This window comes from Exiguobacterium sp. B2(2022), assembly GCF_028823655.1.
GTDB classification, from domain to species: Bacteria; Bacillota; Bacilli; order Exiguobacteriales; family Exiguobacteriaceae; genus Exiguobacterium; species Exiguobacterium aestuarii_A.
This window is the reverse complement of record NZ_JAPEHX010000013.1, coordinates 1-24,481: the sequence shown is the minus strand read 5'-3', so window position 1 is coordinate 24,481 and position 24,481 is coordinate 1. Positions and strand designations below refer to the sequence as shown.

Below are 24,481 nucleotides of genomic sequence, written 5' to 3'. Positions count from 1 at the left end.
TTTATGATTATTCTGCATGCCGGCAATGCCCGCTCGTCGGCATTCGAAGCCATCGCTGCGGCAAAACGCGGTGAAGCGGACGAGGCGACAGCCAAATTAAAAGAAGCTGATGCGGCTTTTCTAGAAGCACACAAATTACAGACAGAACTCTTACAAGAAGAAGCGCGAGGGGCAACGAGCGATATGAGCGTCCTCCTCGTCCACGCCCAAGACCACCTCATGACGGCGATGACGGTGAAAGAACTCGCCGTCGAAATGATTGATATGATCACCCGTTTGAATCGATTGGAGGAAACAACATGAACATCTTACTCGTCTGCTCGGCAGGTATGTCGACATCGATCTTAGTGGAAAAAATGCGAAAAGAAGCTGCGAACCGCGGAATCGACGCGTCCATTGACGCCATCCCCGAGTCTCGTTTGAAAGAACAGACGAACGTCGACGTCATCTTGATTGGACCACAAGTTCGTTACCTTGAAGGGAAAATCAAATCGTCCGTCGACGTACCGGTCGCGGTCATCGATAATATGGCGTACGGGATGATGAAAGGTGACCTCGTCCTTGACCAGGCACTCGGTCTCGTCAATGCCTAAGACGTTCGTCTTGGTCAACGCCGATGATTTCGGATTGACGACAGGTGTGAACGCCGGCACCTTGGAGAGTCATCTGAATGGAATCGTGAATTCGGCGACGATGATCATGAACGGGTATGCCGTCGAGGAAGCGGTCCTTCTCGCGAAACAACATCCATCGCTTCGCGTCGGTGTCCATCTCGTCTTGTCCTGGGGCAAACCGCTCGCCGACACGAGTGCGCCCCTTACAAAAAAAGACGGCACGTTCCGCTACACGAGCCGTTTCTTGACTGAAGACTTGCCTGACCCAGAGCTCGTCTATCTCGAGTGGAAAGCCCAAATCGAGGCGTTTCTCGCGACAGGTCTCCCGCTCGACCATCTCGACAGTCATCACCATGTTCACGGCTGGCCGGTCCTACATGACGTCATCATTCGTCTCGCCGAAGAATATGACACGACGTTTCGGGCCTTAACGACGCTCGGGTCGCGCCGAGACTTGTGGGTGACCGAACGGTTCAGTGATCAATTTTACGCGGACGGTGTCTCCCATGCGACGCTCGATGCCATCGAACCGGGAGGGTCCATCGAAGTGATGGTCCATCCGGCCGACCTCGACGATGATCTTCCGAGCATCACCTCTTACCTTGTGCCACGCCTCCTCGAAAAACAGGTATTGGTCGACTATCAACGCCCTGATTGGTGGGCATGACAAAAGCGGGTTCCCTTTCACGGGGACCCCTTAGGTCAGACGCTCGTTGTATCTGTGCAGCCGTCTCTTCCGGACTTAGATTCGTGTTATCGATACGGAGATAATGCTCGACATCCAATTCCCCCGGACGTGAGTTCAAGCGATACATCGTCGCCGTCTGTTTCAGTTCCGCCTCGGACCAAGCAATGTCACGCTTCGACGGTTTATGCGTGAGGCGGTTCTCCGTCGTATTGCGCACGAGCCGCTCCTCCATCTCTGCCTCGAGCTCGACGTAGTAAATGGCCGCCCCATGTGATTCGAACAAATCCGTCACTTTTTTCACGTAGTCCCAGTCTTCCTGCATATCGAACGCCCAGACGAACGTGAAGATCATGCCGGGTAGATCACTCTTGGCGACCGCTTCGAACAGTTCTTGGCGAAAGTGTTGGACGAGTCGCTTCCCTTCTGCCGTCCCGTAATTGAAGAACGGTCCGACGAGATCGATTGTCATATGGTTATGGAATAACTTGAGCCCGGTTCGGTCGGCGAGTGCCTGTCCGACGGTCATTTTACCGACGGCTTGCGGACCGAATAAGATGATGAACTTCATTAAATCTCCCCCTGCGCTGAATCATTTTGTTCATCATACTAAAGTGGATATAGAAAATCATACGATTGACCAAATTTCCAAAGTCATCGTGCGAAAAACTTCCCTTCTACACATATGTATTAGATTTCAATTGAACGGGAAAATACAGACCATCGATGGTCCGTCTTGTTCAAAGGGGGCACTCTCATGCCAAAAGATTCTCAGCTCGAACGTTTTGTATTACGTGTCTCGGTGTTCGCTTCTCTATTCTTCGCTATTTCTGGCATCATTGTCGGTTATTACCTCTCCTCGGCCTTTATCCTGTTTGACGGGATCTACTCGTTCTTAAGCGTCATCATGAGTTGGATTTCTCTTCGTGCAGGGGTCTTTATGTTGACGGCGGACAAACGATTCCCGTTCGGTAAAAGTACAATCGAACCGTTCATCATCTTGTTTCAGTACGGGGTGCTGCTCTATGTCATCGTCACCGCCTTCCTCGGGGCGATTGAAGACATTCGCGGTGGAGGAAATGAGCTCGTCCTTGGAGGGGCACTCGTCTATTTGGCCATCAGCGCCGCATTGACATATGGAATCTTTCGGTATTTACGAACATTTCAGTTGAAGGCGAGCTCTGGTCTCGTGAGTGCCGAGATTGTGCAGTGGCGACTCAGCTTTATCTTGACGGGTGGGGCACTCGTCGGTTACTTGATTGCCCAAGTGCTCATTTGGTTGTCCTTTGCGGCAATCTCTCCCTATGTGGACCCGGCCATGTTGCTACTCATCACGATATGGCTAGTCAAGACACCGCTCGTTGAGATGTGGACAGCCATCAAAGAGTTAATTGGAATGAACACGGAAACTCCCTATAGTAAACAGATCATGCTGACCATCCTACAAGTCGCTCATCAATACGACGTCATCAAGACATACGTCCGTACGACGAAGTCTGGGAATGTATTATTTATCGAAATCGACCTCGTCGTCCCGACCACTTATCGATACGACAAGATTGCCGACCAGGACATGATTCGTCAAAAAATCGAGGACGCTCTGGCTTTCTTACCTTATGAGAAATGGTTAACGATTTCGTTCACGCACGACAACCGATGGGCAGAATAAAGGCGGATGACAACTGTCACCCGCCTGTTTCTCATCCTTCAAATGCCCGACGCAACACTTCTTCTTCCTCCGCATTTCCGAGGTTCCGATGCACTACGCGTTCCACCTCGATGTTGAGCTCGTCTTTCAAGAGGCTGGCGCTCCGTTCTTGCCCGATGATGACCATTTCGTTCCAACCATGCCTCTTCCGGAGCGAATGAATCTCTCCAGCGATCTCACGATAGAATCGTTGGATCTGTTTCTCTTTCCGACTGTCATATTGATCGACTTGACTACTCGAAGCTGCATTTCCTCTCGATCCACGTCCCTGATATCTGCGCCACTCATCCGAATTCAGATCGAGTTCGTAGACGGTGACGTCTTCGACCTCACCGAGCCTCGTGTCATAGACGGTGATCGCGTCCATCTGCGGAAGTAGAATGCCGGTATTCGGGAACTCGGCGTCGAGCTTCTCGATTTGTTCTAAGTTCGGCTTATCGCCGTAATGACTTTCATTGTCGACATCAAGTTGCAAGAAATGGAGTTCGAACAAGCCGTTGTTCGCTTCCGCGAATAAGACGATGCTTCGCAAGAGCTTGTGTTCATTCTGTTTGATTTCTCGCTCGGCCCGTTCCCTCACTTCTTTGAACCCTTTTACCTTCGCATCATCCCCGCTCGCTTCGACTTCTTGTTCGAGCCGGCGCAACTCATTCTTCAAATGGATCTCCCACTTATTCCGCTCACTCGGTTTCGTACTCAAGTAAAGACTGAGCACCCCTGCTTCCTCGTTGTGAAGTTTTTTAATCTTTCCAAGTTCAGTTGATAATGCCATCGTAATTCCTCCTTAATAGATAAACGCAGCGAGTATCCCTGTGATAAAGACGGATGTGATGGTGACCGTTGAAAACCCGGCAACAATCATTTTCGGTAAAATCTCATCTTCAATAATATGCACCTCCTCTTCCGTTTCCCCGATATTTTTCGCCGCCTCCTCACTTAAAATCAGTGTTCCCGGGAAACCGTATAATGCCGTCAACCCGATTGCCATCGACATCTCTTTTGAGTATCCGAGGAACCGTCCGGCGAGGAACGCGAATAAGAGAAGCCCGGTCACCCCGAATGCAAATGCAATCGTAATCGGGACAATCAAATCGAACAAATCGCTCGGAGACAACGTGGCGAGCGGCCCGAAGATGATCAGCAAAATCGCAATCATGATGAGCCCGTACGCATCAATCCCATTCAACGCGTTCGCCTTCAACACTTTGAAGCGACGCAAGATGATCCCGAGGATCAAGGCGATGACGAACGTATTCAAGTATCCGTTCGTCCAACCACTGATCACAGTCGCAATCAACACGACGACACCCATGACGAATAGCGTTCCTGCCGTCGTGTGGAAAGGTGCCGGCAAAATCGAGTCATCCGTTTCGTCATGGACGACCGCATGCTCTTTCGGTGTGACGAGCGTCCCATTCCGATGTGCGGTTTGAATACGACGCGCTTCCTTCCTTAAAATGATGGATGTGAGCGGAAAACCAATCAGCCCTTGAGTCGCCGCGATCAGGACCGGGAACACGGCGACCGACACGAGTCCCGCATTGATGGCCGCATCTTGAACGAGAATGATCGAGATCGTCCCTCCACTGATGGCCGCAATACCACTCAAAATATAGTTCGTATCGAGAAAAATTTGCCCAAATGCGTACATGAAGACGGCAATACCAAGTACGGCGGAAACTCCGATGACGAACGTTTTCCATTGACGTTTGAATTCATCGAGACTGATGAGCGTCCCTAGATGAACGATGACGAGTCCGACGACCGTCTGACCCAGTGCCAGTAGTGAAGACGATGGTAATAAATCTTCCGGGAAGAGCCCGGATTTAAACCCGATGAGAAAAATGATGGAAGCCACAAATAATGAAGATAAGAGAGCTTTCGTTTTTTTGGCGACGTAATCACTAACTGTCCAAATCAGCATGACGATTGTAAACGCGAGCAAGGAGTTCATACACCAAATCCCCTTTCTAGTTTTAGACGCGTGGTTGATAACTAAAGCCTAATCCGTGTACGTCAGCGACATTATAGACGATCATAAACGATTGTTTGTCGATGGCATTGATGGCTTTGAGTGCCGTCTGATACTCACCCCGCGTCAACACAATCATCAACATCTCTCGATTCTCTCCTTGAAATCCTCCCCTGACGTCGAACACCGTAATGCCCCGGTCTACTTCTCGATAGAGTGCCTGTTTGATGTCATCGAGATGGGACTCACTCATAATAAAGATGGCCTTCTTCCGATCGAGTCCGAGTTCGATATACGCCATGACGGCCGACGTCAAAATAATCGAGGAAATGGCGAATAAGAACGACTCGACCCCAAACACGAACACACTCGACACAACGATGAGGGCGTCCGTCAAAAAGAATCCGATTGCCGTATTCAAACCCGTATATTTGTGCAAAATCAAGGGCGGGATTGTGGTTCCCCCACTCGAGGCGCCAATCCGATAGAGCATTGCGACGGCTACGGCGAACAAGATGCTACCGAAGACGACCGAGAAGAAGCGGTCTGACGTGACCATATATTTTGGAATGAGCGCGAGCGCGATCGGTAAAAACAGACTACCTAGTAACGTGTTATAAAACACTTTCTTTCCAAGGAAGACGAACGTCAGGATGAGCAAGAGTCCATTTAAAACCGAGACGACAATCGAACGATCGATATCGAGAACTTCCTCTAACAGAATACCAATCCCGGTCACGCCACCTGCGGCGATGTCATGAGGACCTAAAAATAGATTGATGGCTAAACCGATGACAAGGATGGCAGCGAGAATCACAGCGACATCACTTATTCTTTTTCGCATCACAATCCCTTCCTCTCACGAGCGGAACGTCTGCATCGTCTCAATGACCCGTAAGACAAACGAGACACTATCTTCTAATTCTTTGATTGGAATCGATTCCTCGACGGTATGAATGGCTTCATATCCAATCGAGACATTCAGCGCCACTTTCCCGGACTCATTGAACACGTTCGCATCACTCCCTCCTCCGCTATGCTCGTAACGGACTGAAAAAAATCGATCCGTCAATGCTTCCGCCACATGTCGAACGAACGGTTCGTCTTCTGTAAACCGATAGCTTCGAATCATCTGCTCTTTTTTGATGTCGACCGACCCACCATGATGCGAAGCTGCTTGTTCAAACGCATCAATCATATGCTCGACCTGTTCCACACATGCCTCATGATCAAGGGATCTCGCCTCGCCCACTAACGTTGCCTGTTCCATGACGACATTGCTCCCCGTTCCCCCGGTGATTTTACCGATATTGGCGGTCGTCTGTTCCGTAATCCTACCGAGTTTCATATGTTGGATGGCTTCCGAGGCAATCAGGAGCGCAGAGATTCCTTTCTCCGGCTCAAGTCCCGCATGGGCAGCTTTTCCGTGAATGTCGATTTGAAGACTAAACATGCTTGGAGAACTCAAGATGATTCCGCCGACCGGTCCCCCGTTGTCAAGAATCAGTCCATATGTCGCTTGAATGGTCGACATATCTAGTGCTTTTGCGCCGAGCAATCCCACCTCTTCACCAGGGGTAAAGACGAGCTCGATTGGTCCGTGACGGATACCTTCACGTTGCAAGCGCTCCACGACTTCGAGCATGATGGCAATTCCCGCTTTATCATCGGCCGCCAAAATCGTCTCCCCTTCAGAAAAAACGATATCCTCCCGGATGATTGGAACAATCCCTTTTCCAGGTGACACCGTATCGATATGAGCCGATAAAAATAACGGTTCAATCGAAGAATCTCCTGTTAGACGTGCAATCAGATTGTTTGATCCAAGACCGGTCCGATCTTTCGAATCATCTTCATCGATTTCAAGACCCATGCGGGCACATCGTTTTTTCAATTCATCTAAAAATGGACCTTCTGCAAAAGATTCCGAATCGATTCGCACGAGTTCCATAAACGTCTCGGTCACTCGGGATGACATCTTAATCATTCCTTTCAATGGGTGGTTTCGATGATTTACGCAACTGATACAGTTTTTGAAGGTTAAGGAATGTGACTTTCAACACGGCGTAGAAAGGAACAGCAAGCAACATACCGACAATACCGGCTAATCGACCTGCGACGAGTAAGACCAAGGTGATTGTGATGGGATGGACCCGTAGCGACTTCCCTTGTACAAGAGGAGAGATGACATTGGCATCGAGCTGCTGGATGATGGTAATCGCGATGATGACGTAAATCGCTTTGATCGGTTCATCGATGAACGCAATCAAGACAGCTGGAGCGGCCCCGAGAAAAGGACCGAAATAAGGAATGATATTCGTAGCAAAAATAAAGATACCGAGTGGCAAGAAAAATGGGACATCTAACAACCAAAGTGCAATCGTCGCAAAGAAGCCGACGAACGTACAAACAATCAACTGGGCCCGAACGTAACGCTTGATCGTTTGGTGCATATCCCGAAGAATTTGACGAGCGTCCTGTTCATAGGTCTCTGGTATCCAACGAACAATCGCACTCGCCAATTTCCCACCGTCAATCAGCATAAATACATATAAGAACAAAGCGATAAACAGCGTGAATAATCCCGAAATGATAAACGCAAGGACACGACCGAGTGAACCGGCGACATTCCCGATGACCATTCCCACCGTATCCGTCAATTGACGAATCCACGTATCAATCGAGGTCTCGTTTTGATTGATATATTCCTGGAACCAGGCATACTCTTCTAAATTTCTATAGAGACTGACCAGTTGTCGATAACTCGCTTCTGCGACTCGCGGAAAAGCATCGAGTAATGCGAAGAGTTGTCGGGTAATGATGGGACCGAGCGTAATGACAAATAAGACCATGATGAGCAAGAGCAACAGGAGAATGATAAGAATCGCAAACGACCGACGTTTCAACTTCACCTCTAACCAATCGACGAAACCGACAGTGAGGTAGAACAGAACGCCCGCAATGAGAAATGGGGTCAATACCGTGGCGAAGAAAATACCGAGTGGATAGAAGATAAATTCGACTTGCTTCAACATAAAAATAATCGTGAGAACGAGCAACACCCAAATCCCGTTACGAAAGGCTGGGGTGAGCCAGAAGGGTTGCATGGCATGTCTCCTTTCATGGAATCATACCTACTTTTTTCCCCGATTCCTAAAAATCATTCTTTCACAGGAAAAACAACACAATTCATCAGAACACCTTCCAAAATATTTGTTTACCTCTTTCCAATTGAAGGAATAAGCATAACATCGAACTCTATAGAAAGAAGGTGCCCCCGTGACTTGTCCCCACTGCGGAAAGAAGACACGATCGAAAACGGTCTGTCCGACGTGTGGTCGCCGCTCACGTCGCACAATTTGGTTACTCGTCACCCCGCTCGCCATTGCACTCATTGCTTTTGCCGCCTTTATTGGAAACGCCTATTTCACGGATATGTTGCGTTCGACCGACTCGCTCGCCGACCAGGTCGACTTACCGATTGGTGAGGATACCGTTTCTGCTGACGAAGCAACGACCGTAGACTTCGATACGTTACAAGACAGCCTCTTTACCGTCAGTTATGGGACCGGCTTTTTGGTCAGTTCCCAGGACGTCGTCACTGCGGCCTCGAACGTAGCCGGCTTGACGAACATCATCATGTACCATGACGGGCAGGCCGTCTCCGGAACAGTCGTCGGTCGTACAAGTTTGATTGCCGTCATTCGCATCGAAGAAACCGACAAAACGCCGTTCTTGCTGACGCAAGCCATCGCCGCAGAAGATGAAAACCTTATCACATTGACCATGAAGGAACGCATGAATGGTACGGTCACTTTCGCAGAGAACGGCTACATCCGAAACTTTGAATTGCCACGTCATGCGTATGGCAGTCCGCTCCTTTCAGCATCCGGTCGGGTCGTCGCGATTCATTTACGAGGGATTGCCTTACCGACCGCCTTGTTCGAACGAGATCTCCGTACGTTGATCGATTCAGACGTAGCCGCGCCACCACCGGTCGAACTCGCACCGGTCGAGCCAATCCGACCTGATTTGACAGAAGAACCGGTCGTCATTCCGGAAACTCCAAGCGTTCCAGAGACAGAGCCCGAACTACCGCCAGCGACTGAACCGGAAGCACCTGCTGAAGAGAACGTCGAGGAAGAGGTGGTAGAAGAAGAGACCGAACCGGCTACGCCTGAGGTGACACCTGAAGAACCAACCGAACCACCTACAGAGCCAGCAGAACCAATTGATCCACCGGAAACGGAAGAGCCGATCGAGGATGACCCTCCGGTGACAGAACCAGAAGTGCCTACTGAACCAGAAGTGCCTACTGAACCCGAGGAACCTGTCGAGCCTGAGGAGCCAGTTGAACCGGAGGAAAAACGACTCCATTGTCGAGGACGATCCGGTCACGGAAGAAGATGTGGTGGAAGAAGAAAATGTTGAAGAAAACGACACAAGCACACCATCCGAATGATGGTGTGCTTGTCATTTGTCTTGCGTGAATCGTCGTTGCAAATTACCGAGCACGGCCCCGAGTCCGAGGAGCAAAATGGATAATGCCCAAAACGGCAGCGCGTCTTGCAATAACCAGACGACGAGGGCACTGAATCCAATCACGGCTCCGAGCCACAAAAAGTTACGTTGTCCCATAGGGTTCACCTCGTTCTCATCATAACACATCGATGCGATGCGCCGTCGTCTGCGGCGGCAAGGAACGCGTCATCCGTTCATCGTGCTCGACTCTTACATATTGACCGACGAGAAGCGGTGTTTCTTCAGGAAATGGTTCCTCTAGGTGAAACACGATGCCGTCGAACGGTTCTGCCTCCGGTGACGGAGCGACCCGAATCTTCCTTTCCATCACTTCTGCGATATAACCTGTGAACGTCGCCATGTCCTCCCCTCCTTTTCACGCCTTACTTTCCATTTCCCGTTTTTCAAAAAGATGCTACTCCCACGTTTCGAGAACAAGTATAATAAAGCCACACCTATATTCGTGAGGAGGAGATCACATGACACACACCATCGATTTATACAGCCCAGACTTCCAACGCACGTTTCTTGAGATGATGCTCCTCGCAGAATTAACAGACGCGTATAACACAGAAGCGATTACGGCACTTGCGACACGTGGCGAGACGGCTTTCCCAGAAGATCCATTCTTTCCCGCGATGCGCGCCTACCCGTATATTCGTGAAGGGAACACCGCAAAGGCAAAGGAGTGGCTCGATCGAGCAAGTGAACGAGGTGACCATTTCATCCTTCACATGCTGAACGGGATCGTCAGCGAAGATACGGGCTTCACGTTCGAGGCAGAGCAGCACTTCCTTCGCGGCGTCGAACGCTATCCTGACGTTCCGCTCATGCACCGTGCCATCGCCATTCATTACTTCGAGCGGAAGTTCTACGGAGAGGCCGGCCTTCACGTCATGCATTACGTCCGCCTTGCCGGACTCGGACCGGATACCGTCCCAATGCTTCTCGAGTTTTTCCAAGTATACGATGACATCCCGATTGAGATGGTGGACGAACTGATGAAAACGGCGAGCGGCTATTTGACGGCCAATCCGCATGACTCACATGCCCATTCCTTATACGCTGCCATCTGCAGTCAACGTTTCGCTTCCCTCTCCGCCGGACTTGAAGACGAGGACCCGCTCACCGAAGAGATGATTTGGATGCTCCTCGAAGTCGAGAACCACGGGATGTGGAGTGCGACTTACGATCGCAGTGAAGACCGGACGTTCCGCCACATGTTCGCCGAATATGTGAACAACGTCATTCTCCCGAACACGTCACAGTTTTATGTATTGCGCCTTCGGATGCGCTATTGGACACGCCGTCTGACACACCGCTTCACAGGTGGCTACACCGTCAATTTTTAGGTTATCCAGCGTACGGTTTAATCGGTCCACGTAAACTGAACGAATAGTCCTCTGGATCGACAATCCCGACGACTTCATCCCCTTCGAGAAGGTCATACAAGAACTCAGCCATTTCGCGTGCCGTATGATACTTCGCCACGTTCTCACTATAGTCGAATCCTTCCGTATCGCGCGCCCGGTCGGCAAAGCTCGTCTCGGTCGCGGCCGGTGCGAGCACTTTCGCCCGAAGCTTCGCGCCACTATTCATCAATTCTTGTGCGAGCCCTTCCGTATAAGCACTCACGTAAAACTTCGTCGCACAATACGTGACCGAGTTTGGCACGATGCGATAGCCACCGACAGACGACACGTTCAAGAGCTGTGCCCCTTCAACATCGTGGTAGTCGCGGACGTACAGGCTCGACAAGACCGTGAGAGCCTCAATGTTCAGGCGAATCATATTCTCAATCTTGCCTAAATCGACGTCTTTGATGAGGTCTGCGTCTCCGAACCCAGCATTGTTGATCCACGTCTCGATATCGAGGTCGGCGAGTGATTCATATAGACCATATACGTTCTCACTGTATGAGAGGTCCGTCGATTTGATGATGACGTCACTTTCTGACGAGATCGACTTGATTTCGTCTCGCAGCGATTCGAGCTCATCTTTTCGTCTCGCGACGAGGACGAGTGATTTCCCTTTTTCAGCGAGCAGCTTCGCTGTCTCATAGCCAATTCCTGAACTTGCTCCTGTAATGACGGTATATTTCATGTGATCCACTCCCTTTTTTTCGTTTACCCTGTTCTCATTTCCCTACTTTTTGCTTCATGAATCGTCTCGATGTGAATGAAAAAATCCTGACTCCGAAGAGACAGGATTTCCCTCACATCATGTCGTGAACCTTCCGATCAATGTCTGTAAGTCGCTCGTCATATTTCCGAGTGACTCGGCGACGCCGTTCAATTCTTGAATCATCGCAAGCTGTGCGTCAGAAGTTTCTCCGACCGAACGCATCGTTTCAGCCATCGCTTCACTGTCTTGTGACATTTGAAGAGAAGATGTCGCGACTTGCTTCGTCGTCTCTGCAATCTCGTTTGACGCGATACGGATGTGTGACGTGTTATCGACCGACGTCTCGAGTTGACGGACAATCTGTTCGAACGCACGTGTCGCTTGTTCGAGTAACTGTGAGTTCGTTTCGACGCGCTTCGCACTGACGACGTGTTGGTCAAGGACGGCATTCGACTGCGCCTGAATCGACTCAATCAGCCCAGCGATTTGTGTCGCCGACTGTTTCGATTGCTCTGCGAGTTTACGCACTTCTTCTGCGACGACCGCGAATCCTTTTCCTTGTTCGCCGGCACGTGCCGCTTCGATGGCCGCGTTCAGCGCCAACAAGTTCGTCTGATCGGTGATCGATTGGATGACTTCTGTGATGAGGGCGATCTCATCCGACTGTTGTTTCAATGCCGAAATCGATTCCCCGGTGAGACGTGTCTCTCGCTCAAGTGCACGCACCTCGTCTTTCGCCTGCGTCATCGTCGCCCCGCCTTCTTCAGCGAGTTTCAAACTTTGTGACACATCATCATCAATCGAACCGATTGAACCGGCGATTTGACCGATGCCTTCGTCCGCAGCTGCCACGGACCGCGCTGAATCACTCGCTTCTTTCGCCTGGGCGACCGTTTCTTCCACGACCCGGTCGATGAGGCGAGTCGTCGCTTCTTTCGCCTGGGCGACCGTTTCTTCCACGACCCGGTCGATGAGGCGAGTCGTCTCTTCTGTTTGTGACGCCATCTCTTCTGTGCTCGCATAGAGCTCTTCAGATTGTGCTGTGATTTCTTGTGCGTTTTGTGTGACACGGTCAATCAATTCGCGCAAGTTTCCTTTCATTCGGTTGAAGCCGGTCATCAACTGTCCGATTTCATCTTGTGTGAGTGCCTCTAGGTCTGCACGTGTCAGATCACCTTCTGCGACCACAGCCACTTCTTTCGCTAAAAAGCGTAGCGGAGCCGTCACCATTCGACTGATGGCGTATCCTGCCCCCACCATCAACACAACACTCACAATGGCGATGACAATTGAATACAAGAAAGCACGCTCGCCCGCCTGTTGGAGTTTGGTTTGCATCGCCAACATGTCTCTCTCCGTTTCGGCTTGAAGTGCCTCCCCTGTCGATGAGATCGACTTCGTGACGTCCGGCATGAGACGGAGCGTCAAGCGGTCGATTGCCTCTTGGTCATTCTCATCGATGGCGGTGATTGCTTGTGTCGCGAGCGCATCGTATCCGGTCGCATATTCCAGCAATGCGTCAAACTCGTTTCGTTCCGCTTCATTGTCTGTCAGTTCAATCAATGATTCGATGGCCGCTTTCTTTTCTTCTCCACCTTGGATGATTTGTTGTTTGCGTTCATCATCCTGAACCAAGACATAGCCACGGACCCCATATGCTTGGCGCACCATTCCGAGCGCCAAATCGTCCGCCGCTTTCATTTTCATGACATCGTTTGAGATCATCTGCTCATACTGACTCGTCATGCGTTCAAGCGTCCAAAGGTTGTATCCCATCCCGACGAACGTCAAGATGAGGAGCAATCCGATGCTCGCCATAATTTTTTTGGACAACGTCCATTTGTTGAATACTGTTTTCACGACTTACGAGGAGTCTTCTCCTCTTCCACCTCTTTTTCTCTTTTTGTTTATGTACTGCCTTTTCTATATCGGACATCACACCCTAATTTGTACCAACAATTTGAAATTCATAAATGCATTGACCTACCTTTCGAAAAGACAGCAAAAAAAGAACCAGACGTATGCCTGGTTCTGAGAACGACTTATAGTTTAAATTGAGCGACACGATTCGATAGTTCGCTCGCACGTTTTTCCGTCTCACTCATCTTCGCCTGGACATCATTGAAGCGTTCGACCGAAAGTTGAACTTTCTCTGAGATCGACTGCGTTCCGTCCGCGCCTTCTGTCACGGTCGTCGCCACTTCTTGGATGACGCCGAGAATGTTGTCCGTCATATGTCGGAGTTGAAGCGCATTGCCTTCGAACGTTTTCGCCGTCTCGCCGAACACCGTTGCGTCTTGTTCATACTGCGTCGCAGCCTCTTCGAGACGATCGTAATCGGCCATGACTTTCGTGTTCAAGAACGTCAGCATGTCAGCCGAACTCGTGTTGAGGCGCTCGACCGAATCGATGACCGTATTCGATACGTCACGAATCTCGTTGACCGTCTGACGTGAGTTTTCCGCAAGTTTACGGATTTCAGAAGCGACGACCGCAAACCCACGACCCGCTTCACCCGCTCGTGCCGCTTCAATCGATGCGTTCAATGCGAGCAAGTTCGTCTGGTCGGCGATGGCGAGAATGGCCGTCGTCAAGACGCGAATCTCTTCGACAGACTGTGCTCCCTTGATCGCTTCCGCGAGTTCAACTTGTTTCTTCTCGATAATCGTCACGGCCTCCGTCTTCGAGACGACAGCCTGTTCACGCATTTCGTGAGCACGTGTCTCGACACGTGTCGCTGTTTCAGCACTATCGTTGGATAAGTCGACGATGGAATCAATCGAGCTTCCCATCTCGGTCGTCGAGGCGCTCATCTCTTGCGAAGATGCTGCCGTTTCTTCCATCCCAGCCGTCAATTCTTCGACCGTTCCAGATGTTTCTTCCATATAGTGACTGAGTCGCGTCACTTCAGCAGATACGTCTTTTGAAGAGGACAGGACGACTTTCGCCGTCTCATCGACATCAATCATAATTTCGCGGAGTGTTGCGAGGAACGTGTTGAACGAGCGACTGACTTGGGCAATCTCATCGTTCGACGTAACCGGGATTGTCATCGTCAAATCGCCGCCCTGCGTTGCAAGCTCATCGAAGCGAGTCTGCAGCGTCTGCATCGGTCGGATAATCGAGCGTAACAAGCTGAGTCCGAGGAATAATAGAATGACCACGGCTCCGACCGTCACGGCGACGAGTGCCATGAGTGACTGCATGAACTCACGCTCCATGTCCTGCCCGACACGTTGCGACCCTTCTGAGTTATATGCAACCAGATCACTCAGTTTTTGAGTGAAGTTATCATACGTCGCTTGCGACTGGGCATCATAATATGATCGTGCCATGCCCGTGTTCCCAGTCGTACTGAACGTCAACATATTGTCTGAGACACGTTGATACATCTCCCATTGACGTGAGAAGTTATGGAAGAGTTCTTTATCGATTTCGCCTGTCGCTGTTTTTTCGTATTTCGGCGCAATCGTATTGATTTCATCCCGAATCTCTTTCATCTGCGTCATCAATTCTTCTTTTTGCGTCGCATCCTCTGTCACGATGTGATCGAGTTCGAGCGTGCGATAGTTCGCTGCGAGCGTGTTCAGTTCATGGGCATAATCGAGCCCTTTGTTCCAGTTGTTGACGATATCGTCCGCTTGACGGTTCGCGTCGTTCATCGAAAATAGTGCATACCCACCGACGCCAATGACCATGACGAGTGAGATGATGACGAGTCCCCACAATTTTTGACGAATCGTCAAGTTCTTGCCGACGTTCGCCCCGAAAGATGTCGTGCGTTCACGCTTCTCTCCACGTTTTCGTTTGAGCGTCGGTTTCCACGTCCATGTCGGTTTTCGTTTGATCCGACTGAGTGTCTTAGACCAGATTGATTTCCATGCCATCTATGTATTCCCCTCTCAATCATGCAGTGTTTCCTATACTATCGACAATTTTCTGAAAATAGTGAAGGGGATTGACCAAACTTAAAAAAGGCGACTCCAATTGCAAGAGTCGCCAGCCAAAAGATTATTTCGCACTCAATACTGTCTGCGTGCCTTCAATCATTTTGATTTCCGTCCACTCCATCACGTTTTTCGCGAGTGGATCGTTGGCGACCATGAAGTCCGCCAATGCTTCGATTTTTTGTGAGTCGACGGGTTGCTTCACGTTGTTGAGACGGAAACGAACGACCTTATGGAATACGTCTAAAAATGAGATTTCAAGTTTTGTGTCAGTCATGGGTTATGTCCTCCTTAGGGTATGGGTTAGACTAAATCGTATTCGCGGATGATGCCGAGGTCTGCGTCTTCATGAATCACCAAGTCAATCAAGAGACGACCGAACGCATTGACCGTATCGGCTGTGAGGTCGGCACGGACTGGACCGAACCGTTGTGCTTTTTTCGTTGGTTTTGCCGTTTCAATGTCGTGGTGCGTCGTCAAGACGAGTGTCGCTTTCTTTTCCGTTAAGACAGCCATAGGGGGATGGCTCCTTTCAATGGGGGATTAGGTTTCTGATAAGGTCGAATCATCCATGCGCTCGAGGAGCTGGATCATCCGATCGAGTTTCGTCTCGATTCGATGAAGCAAATAGAGCGAAACGACAATCGGGAACCCGAGATTCGAGATGAGTTCGGGCCAACTCATGTGACCACCTGCTCATCATGTCGAATGTCGGTGCCGGTACGAGTGAGGTTTTGCATAAGTCCTCCGTGTTAATACACGATCGATTCTTTAGCGACGACGTAATTGACGGATTCGACATCGATGAGTGCCGTCAGTAAATCTCCGAACTGCCGCATCAACGCCTCATCCATTTGACCGCCAAGCGGTCCGTAGCGGATAAGCTGCTTCTTCTCTTTCCCATCCACGAGTCGACGGGTGTCCAAATAAAACATCGTCGCCACTTCTTCGTAAGTTGCCATCTGTCTCACCTCCTTCGCCCTTATTAACCGCTTACAAGAAAAATGTGCTCAAACTATTTTCAAGTTGATTTCAAGACAAAAGTCCCATATTGTCTGAATTTTTATTCATTTTTCAAATATTTACTGCGAAGCTTGAGTTTTGATACCAATTAGGGTATCTTAATGTTCGACAGACATCGTTCAAAATTACGCCAAAAGTCCCATGAATCATTTCCCCACTTTGAAAAAACTGTAAGTTAAAATCTTGTAAATGGGGTACGATACGTAAGAAGACATTTTGAAATGACCAGTCAGTCTTGAAGAAGGAGATCCATCATATGAACAGCTTAGACCTCGCACGTACTACTTCTATTCCTTCCGCTCAACACGACTTCGACCAGGCCGACCTGACGTTTTCAGCGACCGAATGGGATACATACCGACCGGAACAAGGAAAACCAATCTCGTATAAAGAGCAACATTTGATTGTCTATCCGCTCAAAGAATTAAGCCGTGCCTTTAGTGTGGCCGGCATCCCGCGCAGCCAACAACAGTTGATCAAATGGGAGACAGATGGCGTATTGCCACCTACCCCGTTCACATTTGGCCGGAAACGATTCTATACGGAAAATCAGATTCGTACCATTGTCGACATCGCATTAGAATGCGGATTGCGTCCACGGACACATGTCAAAAAGACAAACTTCTCGGAATTGGCGCATCATGAATTGACGTACATATTACAACTCGAACTGAACGCCTATGAAGCGCCTGTCATCTGAGCAGGCAAAAGCCATCCGCCATGATGCTCATGACGAATGGCTTTTTTGTTACCGATTTTGAATGACCGGATCCGGTACGTCCTCGCGTGAGACTTCGTCATACGACGTGACGGTGTCCCCGTCCTTAACGTATAAGCGCAAATACGCCCCTTCTCGAAGTTCTTTTCCTGAGGTAAACGTGACTTCTTTCGACTCCCCTTCTGACGTATAAGCGGGTTGCGTGTACACGTATCGTTTCATCACATCCCCATTTTCAAGTGTCGTCTCTTCCACGTCACTCGGTGTTTGAACTTCCACAAACAAGGTGTCTTTTCCAAATCGATTCCAATCCACTTGCAATAAACCTGCGAGAAGTAGGATGGCAACTACTCCCATTCCAATCCATTTCTTCATCTTTCTTCTCTCCTTATCGAATGGCCGTCATGAACCGACGAACCGTGATTCCGTAATAGACCGCATAGATGGCCGTATAGACACCCATCCATGCGAGAACAGGCACCGTAAAATTCATACTTAACAAGTTTGAAAAGGCAATGAGCGCGACCGTCGCATGCAAAATCCCGAGTACGAACGGTGAGAGGAAGACGACGATGATCTGTTGACGCACCGTCCGTCGTACGTCCCGGTCGGATATCCCGATTTTTTGCAAGATGGCGTACTTCGCACGGTCATCCTCAGCTTCCGTCATCGTCTTGAAGTAGATGACGCTGCCTGTCGCGACGAGGAAGACGAGTCCGAGGAACGTTCCGACGAAGAGGAGGGCCCCGTTCATCGCCATCGTTTCCGCGTATACGTCCGGTGCGCTCGAGAACGATTCGAGCCCGAGATTCGCCAAACGTTCAGATTGTACTTGCTGATCTTTGAACGACTCCGTGAGGGCGACGTGATACGTCTCGCCCGGCTCCGTCATCGCTTGGAACACATCGTCTGAGACGACGAGGAACGTGCCACCGAACGTCATGACGTTGAGTGGTGAAGTTTCGGCACGTGTCGCGACGTCAAACGTCCCTGCTGATAGTTCGACCGATTCGATCTCCTCCGAGTAACGCTCGTCATAGAACGGGTCGACCGACAACACCTCATCCTCTGGGAACGATGCAGGCTCTTCCTGTCCAAGCCCTTCGAGAAGGTGACGATAGGTCGACGCATCGATGACGCCAAGCTCTCGTTCTCCGTATTGCGCTTCCATCCGGATCGTCTTTTGTTCCACGCTTGATTCGAACATCGCCCCTTTCACATCGACCGCTTCCCCTTTCCAGGCGTACGTGTACGGTGTATAGGATGCGACATTCTCTTCTGCGTAATAGTAGACACTGAAGATGGCACCGCCGGCCGTGATGGCCGTCGCACTGATGATGCTAATCAACGTGAGTGTCTTGGCGTTCCCACGGATTCGGTAGAGAAGTTGTGATGTCGTCAACAGATTGAGACGCTTCCACGACCAACGCTCATTCTTTTTCAGCCACGTCAGCGCAAAAATCAACACACTATGGAAGAGGAGCGCCGAACCGATGACGCTCAATCCGATGATGAGAAGCGGCATCGCGAGGCCGAGCGTTCTCCAAAGCGAGGACGTCATCAAGTCTTGAAGCGCGAGCCAATAGGCAACGCCAACCGTGAGGACACCCATCAAAGCGACCCATCCTCTCGCCGTCGGCACACCTTCCCCGCTCTTGTCTGCATGGAACAGCTCGATCAACTTGAAGCGATAGATGACCCGATACCCTTGGAACGAAGTAAAGAGGAAAATGGCAAGAAACACGAGGAACGTCTCCACGAGTGCCGACGCCGAGAAGGCAAACCCGATGTCGAGGTCGCTCTTCATGAGACGCATCAATAGTTGGAGAAGCGCGTTTGACCCGAAGAGCCCGAGAACGATTCCGACAATCAATGACACCGCTCCGATGACGATATTCTCAAACAAGAGCAACAGCCCGATTTGTTTCTTTCGGACCCCAAGTAGCGAATAGAGCCCGACTTCTCGCTTCCGACCTCTCAAGAAGAAGGCGTTCGAATAGGCGATGAAGAGCGCGACGAACAACATGAGGATGAACGTCGACGTGCTCATCAATCCACTGATTTTCTTCGACGTTTCTGCGAGCGCACTGATCTCATGGCTATGTTTGAGCGTCGCGAACGTGAAGTAAATGACGATGGAGAAGATCGTCGTCCCGACGTAGAGCGCGTATCGCGACAAATTACGTGCGACGTTCTTTTTCGCGAGCTCAAATAGCGTCATCGACGGCACCGCCTTTCGCCAGCTCTTCGAGGATGGACTGATAGAACGCATCCCGCGAGGCGTTGCCACGAATCAGTTCCTTGTTCAAACGTCCATCCTGGATGTAAAGGACACGGCGACAGAAACTTGCCGCGAAGGCGTCGTGCGTCACCATCATGATGGTCGTTTCGGCCTCGTTCAATCGCGCGAGCGTATCCAATAAATCCGTCGCTGACTTCGAGTCGAGCGCGCCGGTCGGTTCATCGGCGAAGATGAGTTTCGGGTCCGAGATCAAGGCACGACAGACGGCCGTCCGTTGCTTCTGCCCACCTGAGATTTGATACGGGTACTGCTCGAGGATCCCTTCAAGCCCAAACCGCTTCGCCAATCGTTCAACTTTCTCTCGTGTCTCGTGAACAGGCGTCTTCGAGACGGCGAGTGGGAGCAACATGTTTTCCCGTACCGTCAACGAGTCGAGCAGGTTGTAGTCTTGGAAGATGAAGCCGAGATGGTCGCGCCGGAAATCAGCGAGCGCCTCCTCGTCCATCGACGCGATGTCATCCCCTTCTACTAAAATCTCACCAGACGTCGGCGTATCAATCGTCGCGAGGACGTTCAATAACGTCGACTTCCCTGCCCCGGACGGTCCCATGATTCCGACGAACTCACCATGTTCGATCGTGAACGAGACGTCATCGAGCGCCTGAAACGTCGTATTTCCTTTTCCATATGTCTTTTGAATCGATTTCACTTGTAATAATGTTTCCATGTTCAGCACCTCTTTCTGTTCCTTACATTACGCCCCCTGTCTTAACTTCAACTCACGCGTACCTTACAAAATCCTTACATGATATGCTTGAATAGAGGTGATGACGATGGAACAACCACGGATTCTCATCGTGGATGATGAACAAGATTTATGTACGTTGATGCAACGCGCACTCGAAAAGGAAGGAATCACGCAAATCCGGACCGCCCACACATTGAAGGACGGGTATGACGTCTTCGAGACGTTCCATCCGCATTTGGCGATTTTGGACGTCATGTTACCGGACGGGGAAGGTTATCAACTTTGCCAACAGATTCGGGCACACTCGAACATCCCCATCCTCTTCCTATCCGCTAAATCGGAAGAAGTCGATAAACTGCTCGGCCTCGCCATCGGGGGTGACGATTACATCACGAAGCCGTTCAGTCCGAAAGAAGTGGCCTTCCGCGTAAAAGCACAGTTAAGACGGCTGTCGATGATGGAAGCACCGATGGAAGAGACGACCGTCGGACCGTTCCTCATGAATGAAGATGAGACGGAAGTGTATATGAACGGCGAACGATTGGAATTGACGGCGAAAGAAGTCGGTCTCCTCGCCTGCTTTTTACGAAACCCGAATCGAATTCTCAGCAAAGAGACACTGTTCACACAAGTCTGGGGCGAATCGTTTTTCGGTTCGGATAACACGGTCATGGTCCACATCCGACGTTTACGTGAAAAAATCGAGCCGAACCCGTCTGCCCCGACCTACATCAAGACGGTCAAAGGTCTCGGCTATCGGTTGACGGTGTAAGGAGCCATCATGATGAAATGGAAACTGACCGGTCGCTATTTACTGTCGATTGTATTGATTGTCGCCATCGTCGTCTTTCTGAACATCGTCATCTTATTTGTGCTACTCAACGAGCGAACGGGTATCGATGATGTCGAAAGCAACTCAGGGGAGACGTTCACCCGCAACTTCAGCACGTACCTGTCACTCGAGGACGGAGAACCCGTCGTCTCAACTGAAGGTCAGGAGGCGCTCGAGCAGTATGGGGCCTTTATCCGCTTTTTAGATGAGACGGGACGAGTCGTCAGTGAGATTGACGCACCGAGTGGGTTGCCAGACGCCTATTCGCCGATCGAGCTGATTCAAATTTATAAATACATGGATGATGAGCTTCGTCTCTACTTCATCGGAGAGTTTGACGATTATAGCTACCTCATCGGTGTCCCGGACGCTAGTGAACGCCGGGCACTCTTTATGCTAGATGAACAAGCGGTCCTCTCCTATATCGCAAAGGCGTTCCTTTGGATTCTTGTCGTCGATTTACTCGTGGCTGCCTTGATTGGTCTTTTGTTTAGCTCTAGATTGACCCGCCCCGTCTATCGACTGACCGAACGCATCCAACAACTGAAACGTCGGGATTTCTCGACATCCGAACCGAAGCGTGTAGGCATTTATCGTCCTGTCTTCCATGACTTGAATGCCGTCTCTGAGACATTGACGACGTACGAACGACAGCGCGAGGAACTCGATGAACGACGGAAAGAATGGATGAGTAACGTGTCGCATGATTTGAAGACTCCACTCGCCTCGATTCAAGGATACGCTGAACTATTGGATGATGAATCGCTAGATGTAACTGAGCGCAGCCAATACGTACACGTGATTGAACGTCAGGCGAAATATATGAAAGAATTGCTCGATGATTTCAATTTGACGATGCGTCTGCAGCATGGCGACTTCCCGCTCGCGTTGGAAGAGACACGCCTCGAGCCGTTCGTTCGCGAACTCGTCATCGACGTGTTGAACGACCCCCGTTTCGGTGAGCGTCAGATTGAATTCGAGGCGACCACGGCAGCGACCGTTTCGATTGACCGCCACTTTATGAAACGTGCCCTGCTCAACTTCCTGTATAACGCCCTTCTTCATAATGATGAATCGGTCATCGTGACGGTTCAGGTCCGTGATGATGTCGTGACGATCCAGGATGATGGGAATGGGATTGCCGAAGCCGAGTTGCCTTATATATTCGAACGCTATTACCGTGGTACGAACACGGATGATGCCCGTGGGAGCGGTCTCGGGATGGCCATCTCGCGCGACATCATCGAAGCGCACGGTGGGAAGGTCGAGGTCGAAAGCCGTCCTGGACAAGGTACGACCATCCGAATTCTCTTCACCCCATAGCAAAAGGGACGCCCTCAGGCGTCCCTTTGCTTTGTTGTACAGTGATCAATCCATGTCTCTAGTTCTTCGAGCGGCAACGGCTTAGAGAAGTAATACCCTTGCATCTCATCACAGCCGAGTTCGCGTAACGCATGCCACTGCTCAATCGTCTCGATTCCTTCACAGACGGTCTTCAAGTTCAGTCCTCGCGCGAGGTCGACGATCGACTCGACGATGACGTTCCCGGTCGGATCGTTCTCCGTCACTTGGATGAACTGACGATCGATTTTAATCTCGTGAATCGGATAGTGCTTCAAGTAGACGAACGCCGAGAAGCCGGTCCCGAAGTCATCAATTGAAATCGAAAACCCTTCTTCTCGGAACGCGACAAATCGGTCAATGACATGCTGTTGGTTTTCCATGCCGACACTCTCGGTAATCTCGAGCGTCAAATAGCTCGTACAGACACCCTCTTCACGGGCAATTTGGGCGAACTTCTCGACGACTCCTTCAGACAGGAAGTGACGTGCCGATAAGTTGAGGGCAAGTGAATACCGGTCTCCCCGATCATGCCATCGCTTGAGCTGGCGACAGGCCGTGACGAATGCCCATTCTTCTAAGTCAATGATGACCCCCGTCGATTCGGCGAGCGGGATGAAATCGAGCGGAGGGACGAGACCACGCTCTGGATGATTCCAGCGCATCAAACCTTCGAATCCTCTGAGCGCTCCGGTCGTCGCATCAATTTTCGGTTGATAATACAGCATGAACTCATTCCCGGCGAGCCCACTTCGTAAATTCATCTCTAAAATCAGTCGGTTCGCCGCTTTCGTCCCCATTTCTTCTTCATAGAAGACAATCGCAGCCCGTTGAAACGCTCGTTCACTCGCAGCGATGCGTGTTCGGTGAACCATCTCGAGCGTCGTGATATCCTTTTGCTCGACGGCGATAAACGCGCTCATCGTCAAGATGACTTCTAACTCATCAACAAGGAACGGGTCGCGTACGAGAACTTCACACAACTCATCCGCGACGGCATTTAGTTTGATTCGATCCCCGTACGGTAACCAAATCGCAAAACCAGACTGCGACATGCGACTCAGGTTCGACTCGTCCACATAACGACGTAGGCGATTGGCCACTTCTCGAACAATCTCATCCGATTTTTCGATTCCGATCGCATCTTCGATTGACCGAAAATCGTCGACCTTCAAATAAACTAAAGCGCCAAGTTGTTGCGGCTGTTGCTGACGTTCCTCGTCCATCTTCTCGATGAAGCCCGTATCTTTTAAAAGACCCGTCAATTCATCCATATAGGCTAGACGACGAATGTGTGTATCGACCGCCTGTCGATCGAGTCGGAAGTAAAGAATCGAGATAAAGTCCGTCAATGTACTGACAATTAACTCTTCCAGATAGGTCCACTCCCGAGGCAGGAACGTCTCACAACAAATCACACCTTTGACACGATTATTCGCATAAATTGGGGCATCGAGCATCGATCGGATTCGCTTTCCTTCTACAAAATAGTCGGTGTATAGTTCCTTCACCGTCGAATGATTCCGAACATCTTCAATCGCGAGCACCCGGTCTTTTTGAAGTGCATCAAAGTAGTCTGGTGCGAGGTTACGATGAATGGTTAACTTTGGATAATGCGTCCCTGATTCATGAGAATAGGCGACTTGGCATGAAATCGACCGATAGAATGAATCAAAATGCCAAATCGACACCGTATCAACTGCTAACATGTCGGCGACAATCTCACACATATATCGCGTTGCCTCTTGTACCGTGTCTTCCGTCACGATTGGCATGCGTACGAGCTCGAACAGTTTCTCTTGATGTTTACGATATGTTTGGTTTGAAAAGTTCTTCTCGACCATCAGTCATTTACCTCACCACATTTGATTTGACATTATGATAGCATGAAACCTTTCGTCTCACGTTTTCCAAAATTCAACAGAAAGTCAATGCTTCCTACTTTTTCGAATGATGGTTTGTCAAATTAAGCGCAACACTTCCTCGGTGAATGCCTCGTGTGCGGT

The 24,481-nt window shown here is 50.2% G+C and carries 27 protein-coding genes and 1 pseudogene; 9 read left to right on the top strand and 19 right to left on the bottom strand.

Annotation, left to right across the window (positions count from 1 at the left end; translation table 11 throughout):
* Positions 1–3 precede the first annotated feature (3 nt).
* From ON063_RS03990 to ON063_RS03980, 3 genes are read left to right on the top strand one after another with little or no spacing between them, the layout of a single operon-like run.
* Positions 4–303 carry a PTS lactose/cellobiose transporter subunit IIA gene (locus ON063_RS03990; protein ID WP_224862777.1) on the top strand — a complete coding sequence of 100 codons (300 nt, stop codon included), beginning with the start codon at positions 4–6 and terminating at the stop codon, positions 301–303.
* On the top strand, positions 300–593 hold the full coding sequence (locus ON063_RS03985) for a PTS sugar transporter subunit IIB (RefSeq protein WP_214694114.1): 294 nt from the start codon (positions 300–302) through the stop codon (positions 591–593). Before ON063_RS03990 ends, ON063_RS03985 begins: the two co-directional genes overlap by 4 nt.
* Positions 562–1,281, top strand: a complete 720-nt coding sequence (locus ON063_RS03980) for a carbohydrate deacetylase (protein WP_274664310.1) — start codon at positions 562–564, stop codon at positions 1,279–1,281. Before ON063_RS03985 ends, ON063_RS03980 begins: the two co-directional genes overlap by 32 nt.
* A 31-nt stretch (positions 1,282–1,312) precedes the next feature.
* Here the strand turns inward: ON063_RS03980 and ON063_RS03975 are convergent.
* Positions 1,313–1,870 (bottom strand): annotated as a pseudogene (locus ON063_RS03975) (AAA family ATPase); the annotation flags it as partial.
* A gap of 186 nt (positions 1,871–2,056) precedes the next feature.
* Here ON063_RS03975 and ON063_RS03970 point away from each other — a divergent pair.
* Positions 2,057–2,968: a cation diffusion facilitator family transporter gene (locus ON063_RS03970; protein WP_274664309.1), complete on the top strand. Its 912-nt coding sequence runs from the start codon at positions 2,057–2,059 to the stop codon at positions 2,966–2,968.
* Between the two features lie 31 nt (positions 2,969–2,999).
* On the opposite strand, the gene ON063_RS03965 is transcribed toward ON063_RS03970, so the two are convergent.
* From ON063_RS03965 to ON063_RS03945, 5 genes are read right to left on the bottom strand one after another with little or no spacing between them, the layout of a single operon-like run.
* Complete coding sequence (locus ON063_RS03965; RefSeq protein ID WP_274664308.1) at positions 3,000–3,779, bottom strand: VLRF1 family aeRF1-type release factor; 780 nt, start codon at positions 3,777–3,779, stop codon at positions 3,000–3,002.
* A 12-nt stretch (positions 3,780–3,791) separates the two neighbouring features.
* Positions 3,792–4,961 carry a hypothetical protein gene (locus tag ON063_RS03960; RefSeq protein WP_274664307.1) on the bottom strand — a complete coding sequence of 390 codons (1,170 nt, stop codon included), beginning with the start codon at positions 4,959–4,961 and terminating at the stop codon, positions 3,792–3,794.
* Positions 4,962–4,983: 22 nt separating this feature from the next.
* Positions 4,984–5,823 (bottom strand): YitT family protein, encoded by an 840-nt coding sequence (locus ON063_RS03955; protein ID WP_274664306.1) that lies wholly within the window; start codon positions 5,821–5,823, stop codon positions 4,984–4,986.
* Positions 5,824–5,838: 15 nt separating this feature from the next.
* Positions 5,839–6,957, bottom strand: coding sequence for a M20/M25/M40 family metallo-hydrolase (locus ON063_RS03950; protein WP_274664305.1), 1,119 nt, complete (start codon positions 6,955–6,957; stop codon positions 5,839–5,841).
* A 1-nt stretch (position 6,958) separates the two neighbouring features.
* Positions 6,959–8,086: an AI-2E family transporter gene (locus ON063_RS03945; protein ID WP_274664304.1), complete on the bottom strand. Its 1,128-nt coding sequence runs from the start codon at positions 8,084–8,086 to the stop codon at positions 6,959–6,961.
* A 172-nt stretch (positions 8,087–8,258) separates the two neighbouring features.
* On the opposite strand from ON063_RS03945, the gene ON063_RS03940 reads away from it, so the two are divergent.
* Positions 8,259–9,410 carry a hypothetical protein gene (locus ON063_RS03940; RefSeq protein ID WP_274664303.1) on the top strand — a complete coding sequence of 384 codons (1,152 nt, stop codon included), beginning with the start codon at positions 8,259–8,261 and terminating at the stop codon, positions 9,408–9,410.
* A 42-nt stretch (positions 9,411–9,452) separates the two neighbouring features.
* Here the strand turns inward: ON063_RS03940 and ON063_RS03935 are convergent, their stop codons facing one another.
* Both ON063_RS03935 and ON063_RS03930 read right to left on the bottom strand, forming a co-directional pair.
* Positions 9,453–9,617, bottom strand: a complete 165-nt coding sequence (locus ON063_RS03935; RefSeq protein ID WP_214694121.1) for a hypothetical protein — start codon at positions 9,615–9,617, stop codon at positions 9,453–9,455.
* Between the two features lie 19 nt (positions 9,618–9,636).
* Positions 9,637–9,861 carry a hypothetical protein gene (locus ON063_RS03930; RefSeq protein ID WP_274664302.1) on the bottom strand — a complete coding sequence of 75 codons (225 nt, stop codon included), beginning with the start codon at positions 9,859–9,861 and terminating at the stop codon, positions 9,637–9,639.
* A gap of 118 nt (positions 9,862–9,979) precedes the next feature.
* Between ON063_RS03930 and ON063_RS03925 the strand changes: the two genes are divergently transcribed.
* Positions 9,980–10,852 (top strand): tetratricopeptide repeat protein, encoded by an 873-nt coding sequence (locus ON063_RS03925; protein WP_274664301.1) that lies wholly within the window; start codon positions 9,980–9,982, stop codon positions 10,850–10,852.
* Position 10,853: 1 nt separating this feature from the next.
* Here the strand turns inward: ON063_RS03925 and ON063_RS03920 are convergent, their stop codons facing one another.
* From ON063_RS03920 to ON063_RS03890, 7 genes are all read right to left on the bottom strand, one after another.
* Positions 10,854–11,603, bottom strand: coding sequence for an SDR family NAD(P)-dependent oxidoreductase (locus ON063_RS03920; protein WP_074036282.1), 750 nt, complete (start codon positions 11,601–11,603; stop codon positions 10,854–10,856).
* 117 nt (positions 11,604–11,720) lie between these two features.
* The gene (locus tag ON063_RS03915; protein ID WP_274664300.1) at positions 11,721–13,484 is read right to left on the bottom strand and encodes a methyl-accepting chemotaxis protein; all 1,764 of its coding nucleotides are present in this window, start codon (positions 13,482–13,484) and stop codon (positions 11,721–11,723) included.
* Between the two features lie 182 nt (positions 13,485–13,666).
* On the bottom strand, positions 13,667–15,511 hold the full coding sequence (locus ON063_RS03910; protein WP_274664299.1) for a methyl-accepting chemotaxis protein: 1,845 nt from the start codon (positions 15,509–15,511) through the stop codon (positions 13,667–13,669).
* A gap of 124 nt (positions 15,512–15,635) precedes the next feature.
* On the bottom strand, positions 15,636–15,848 hold the full coding sequence (locus ON063_RS03905; RefSeq protein ID WP_274664298.1) for a DUF2922 family protein: 213 nt from the start codon (positions 15,846–15,848) through the stop codon (positions 15,636–15,638).
* Positions 15,849–15,874: 26 nt separating this feature from the next.
* Entirely contained in the window at positions 15,875–16,087 is a 213-nt protein-coding gene (locus ON063_RS03900) for a hypothetical protein (protein ID WP_214784306.1), read from the bottom strand.
* A gap of 27 nt (positions 16,088–16,114) precedes the next feature.
* Positions 16,115–16,255 (bottom strand): YvrJ family protein, encoded by a 141-nt coding sequence (locus ON063_RS03895; RefSeq protein WP_214694127.1) that lies wholly within the window; start codon positions 16,253–16,255, stop codon positions 16,115–16,117.
* Between the two features lie 68 nt (positions 16,256–16,323).
* Positions 16,324–16,533: a hypothetical protein gene (locus ON063_RS03890; protein ID WP_274664297.1), complete on the bottom strand. Its 210-nt coding sequence runs from the start codon at positions 16,531–16,533 to the stop codon at positions 16,324–16,326.
* Between the two features lie 317 nt (positions 16,534–16,850).
* On the opposite strand from ON063_RS03890, the gene ON063_RS03885 reads away from it, so the two are divergent.
* Positions 16,851–17,294, top strand: a complete 444-nt coding sequence (locus tag ON063_RS03885) for a MerR family transcriptional regulator (protein ID WP_274664296.1) — start codon at positions 16,851–16,853, stop codon at positions 17,292–17,294.
* A gap of 48 nt (positions 17,295–17,342) precedes the next feature.
* Here ON063_RS03885 and ON063_RS03880 read toward each other — a convergent pair whose 3' ends face one another.
* The 3 genes from ON063_RS03880 to ON063_RS03870 are packed head-to-tail and all read right to left on the bottom strand — an operon-like array spanning position 17,343 to position 20,281.
* A complete protein-coding gene (locus tag ON063_RS03880) occupies positions 17,343–17,687 on the bottom strand; it encodes a YxeA family protein (RefSeq protein ID WP_274664295.1) in 345 nt (114 codons plus the stop codon).
* Between the two features lie 13 nt (positions 17,688–17,700).
* Positions 17,701–19,533, bottom strand: a complete 1,833-nt coding sequence (locus ON063_RS03875) for an ABC transporter permease (RefSeq protein ID WP_274664294.1) — start codon at positions 19,531–19,533, stop codon at positions 17,701–17,703.
* Positions 19,520–20,281, bottom strand: coding sequence for an ABC transporter ATP-binding protein (locus tag ON063_RS03870; protein ID WP_274664293.1), 762 nt, complete (start codon positions 20,279–20,281; stop codon positions 19,520–19,522). Before ON063_RS03870 ends, ON063_RS03875 begins: the two co-directional genes overlap by 14 nt.
* 106 nt (positions 20,282–20,387) lie before the next feature.
* On the opposite strand from ON063_RS03870, the gene ON063_RS03865 reads away from it, so the two are divergent.
* Together ON063_RS03865 and ON063_RS03860 are read left to right on the top strand one after the other, a co-directional pair.
* Positions 20,388–21,074, top strand: a complete 687-nt coding sequence (locus ON063_RS03865) for a response regulator transcription factor (RefSeq protein WP_214784321.1) — start codon at positions 20,388–20,390, stop codon at positions 21,072–21,074.
* A 12-nt stretch (positions 21,075–21,086) separates the two neighbouring features.
* Entirely contained in the window at positions 21,087–22,457 is a 1,371-nt protein-coding gene (locus ON063_RS03860; protein WP_342455011.1) for a sensor histidine kinase, read from the top strand.
* A gap of 14 nt (positions 22,458–22,471) precedes the next feature.
* On the opposite strand, the gene ON063_RS03855 is transcribed toward ON063_RS03860, so the two are convergent.
* Positions 22,472–24,319: a sensor domain-containing phosphodiesterase gene (locus tag ON063_RS03855; protein WP_274664291.1), complete on the bottom strand. Its 1,848-nt coding sequence runs from the start codon at positions 24,317–24,319 to the stop codon at positions 22,472–22,474.
* Positions 24,320–24,481: the final 162 nt, after the last annotated feature.

Excerpts from the sequence above, each read along its gene's own strand:
- ON063_RS03990 (WP_224862777.1), top strand. The coding sequence starts at position 4 with ATGATTATTCTGCATGCCGGCAATGCCCGCTCGTCGGCATTCGAAGCC.
- ON063_RS03985 (WP_214694114.1), top strand. The coding sequence starts at position 300 with ATGAACATCTTACTCGTCTGCTCGGCAGGTATGTCGACATCGATCTTA.
- ON063_RS03970 (WP_274664309.1), top strand. The coding sequence starts at position 2,057 with ATGCCAAAAGATTCTCAGCTCGAACGTTTTGTATTACGTGTCTCGGTG.
- ON063_RS03965 (WP_274664308.1), bottom strand. The coding sequence starts at position 3,779 with ATGGCATTATCAACTGAACTTGGAAAGATTAAAAAACTTCACAACGAG.
- ON063_RS03960 (WP_274664307.1), bottom strand. The coding sequence starts at position 4,961 with ATGAACTCCTTGCTCGCGTTTACAATCGTCATGCTGATTTGGACAGTT.
- ON063_RS03955 (WP_274664306.1), bottom strand. The coding sequence starts at position 5,823 with ATGCGAAAAAGAATAAGTGATGTCGCTGTGATTCTCGCTGCCATCCTT.
- ON063_RS03950 (WP_274664305.1), bottom strand. The coding sequence starts at position 6,957 with ATGTCATCCCGAGTGACCGAGACGTTTATGGAACTCGTGCGAATCGAT.
- ON063_RS03945 (WP_274664304.1), bottom strand. The coding sequence starts at position 8,086 with ATGCAACCCTTCTGGCTCACCCCAGCCTTTCGTAACGGGATTTGGGTG.
- ON063_RS03935 (WP_214694121.1), bottom strand. The coding sequence starts at position 9,617 with ATGGGACAACGTAACTTTTTGTGGCTCGGAGCCGTGATTGGATTCAGT.
- ON063_RS03930 (WP_274664302.1), bottom strand. The coding sequence starts at position 9,861 with ATGGCGACGTTCACAGGTTATATCGCAGAAGTGATGGAAAGGAAGATT.
- ON063_RS03925 (WP_274664301.1), top strand. The coding sequence starts at position 9,980 with ATGACACACACCATCGATTTATACAGCCCAGACTTCCAACGCACGTTT.
- ON063_RS03920 (WP_074036282.1), bottom strand. The coding sequence starts at position 11,603 with ATGAAATATACCGTCATTACAGGAGCAAGTTCAGGAATTGGCTATGAG.
- ON063_RS03910 (WP_274664299.1), bottom strand. The coding sequence starts at position 15,511 with ATGGCATGGAAATCAATCTGGTCTAAGACACTCAGTCGGATCAAACGA.
- ON063_RS03905 (WP_274664298.1), bottom strand. The coding sequence starts at position 15,848 with ATGACTGACACAAAACTTGAAATCTCATTTTTAGACGTATTCCATAAG.
- ON063_RS03900 (WP_214784306.1), bottom strand. The coding sequence starts at position 16,087 with ATGGCTGTCTTAACGGAAAAGAAAGCGACACTCGTCTTGACGACGCAC.
- ON063_RS03895 (WP_214694127.1), bottom strand. The coding sequence starts at position 16,255 with ATGAGTTGGCCCGAACTCATCTCGAATCTCGGGTTCCCGATTGTCGTT.
- ON063_RS03890 (WP_274664297.1), bottom strand. The coding sequence starts at position 16,533 with ATGGCAACTTACGAAGAAGTGGCGACGATGTTTTATTTGGACACCCGT.
- ON063_RS03885 (WP_274664296.1), top strand. The coding sequence starts at position 16,851 with ATGAACAGCTTAGACCTCGCACGTACTACTTCTATTCCTTCCGCTCAA.
- ON063_RS03880 (WP_274664295.1), bottom strand. The coding sequence starts at position 17,687 with ATGAAGAAATGGATTGGAATGGGAGTAGTTGCCATCCTACTTCTCGCA.
- ON063_RS03875 (WP_274664294.1), bottom strand. The coding sequence starts at position 19,533 with ATGACGCTATTTGAGCTCGCGAAAAAGAACGTCGCACGTAATTTGTCG.
- ON063_RS03870 (WP_274664293.1), bottom strand. The coding sequence starts at position 20,281 with ATGGAAACATTATTACAAGTGAAATCGATTCAAAAGACATATGGAAAA.
- ON063_RS03865 (WP_214784321.1), top strand. The coding sequence starts at position 20,388 with ATGGAACAACCACGGATTCTCATCGTGGATGATGAACAAGATTTATGT.
- ON063_RS03860 (WP_342455011.1), top strand. The coding sequence starts at position 21,087 with ATGAAATGGAAACTGACCGGTCGCTATTTACTGTCGATTGTATTGATT.
- ON063_RS03855 (WP_274664291.1), bottom strand. The coding sequence starts at position 24,319 with ATGGTCGAGAAGAACTTTTCAAACCAAACATATCGTAAACATCAAGAG.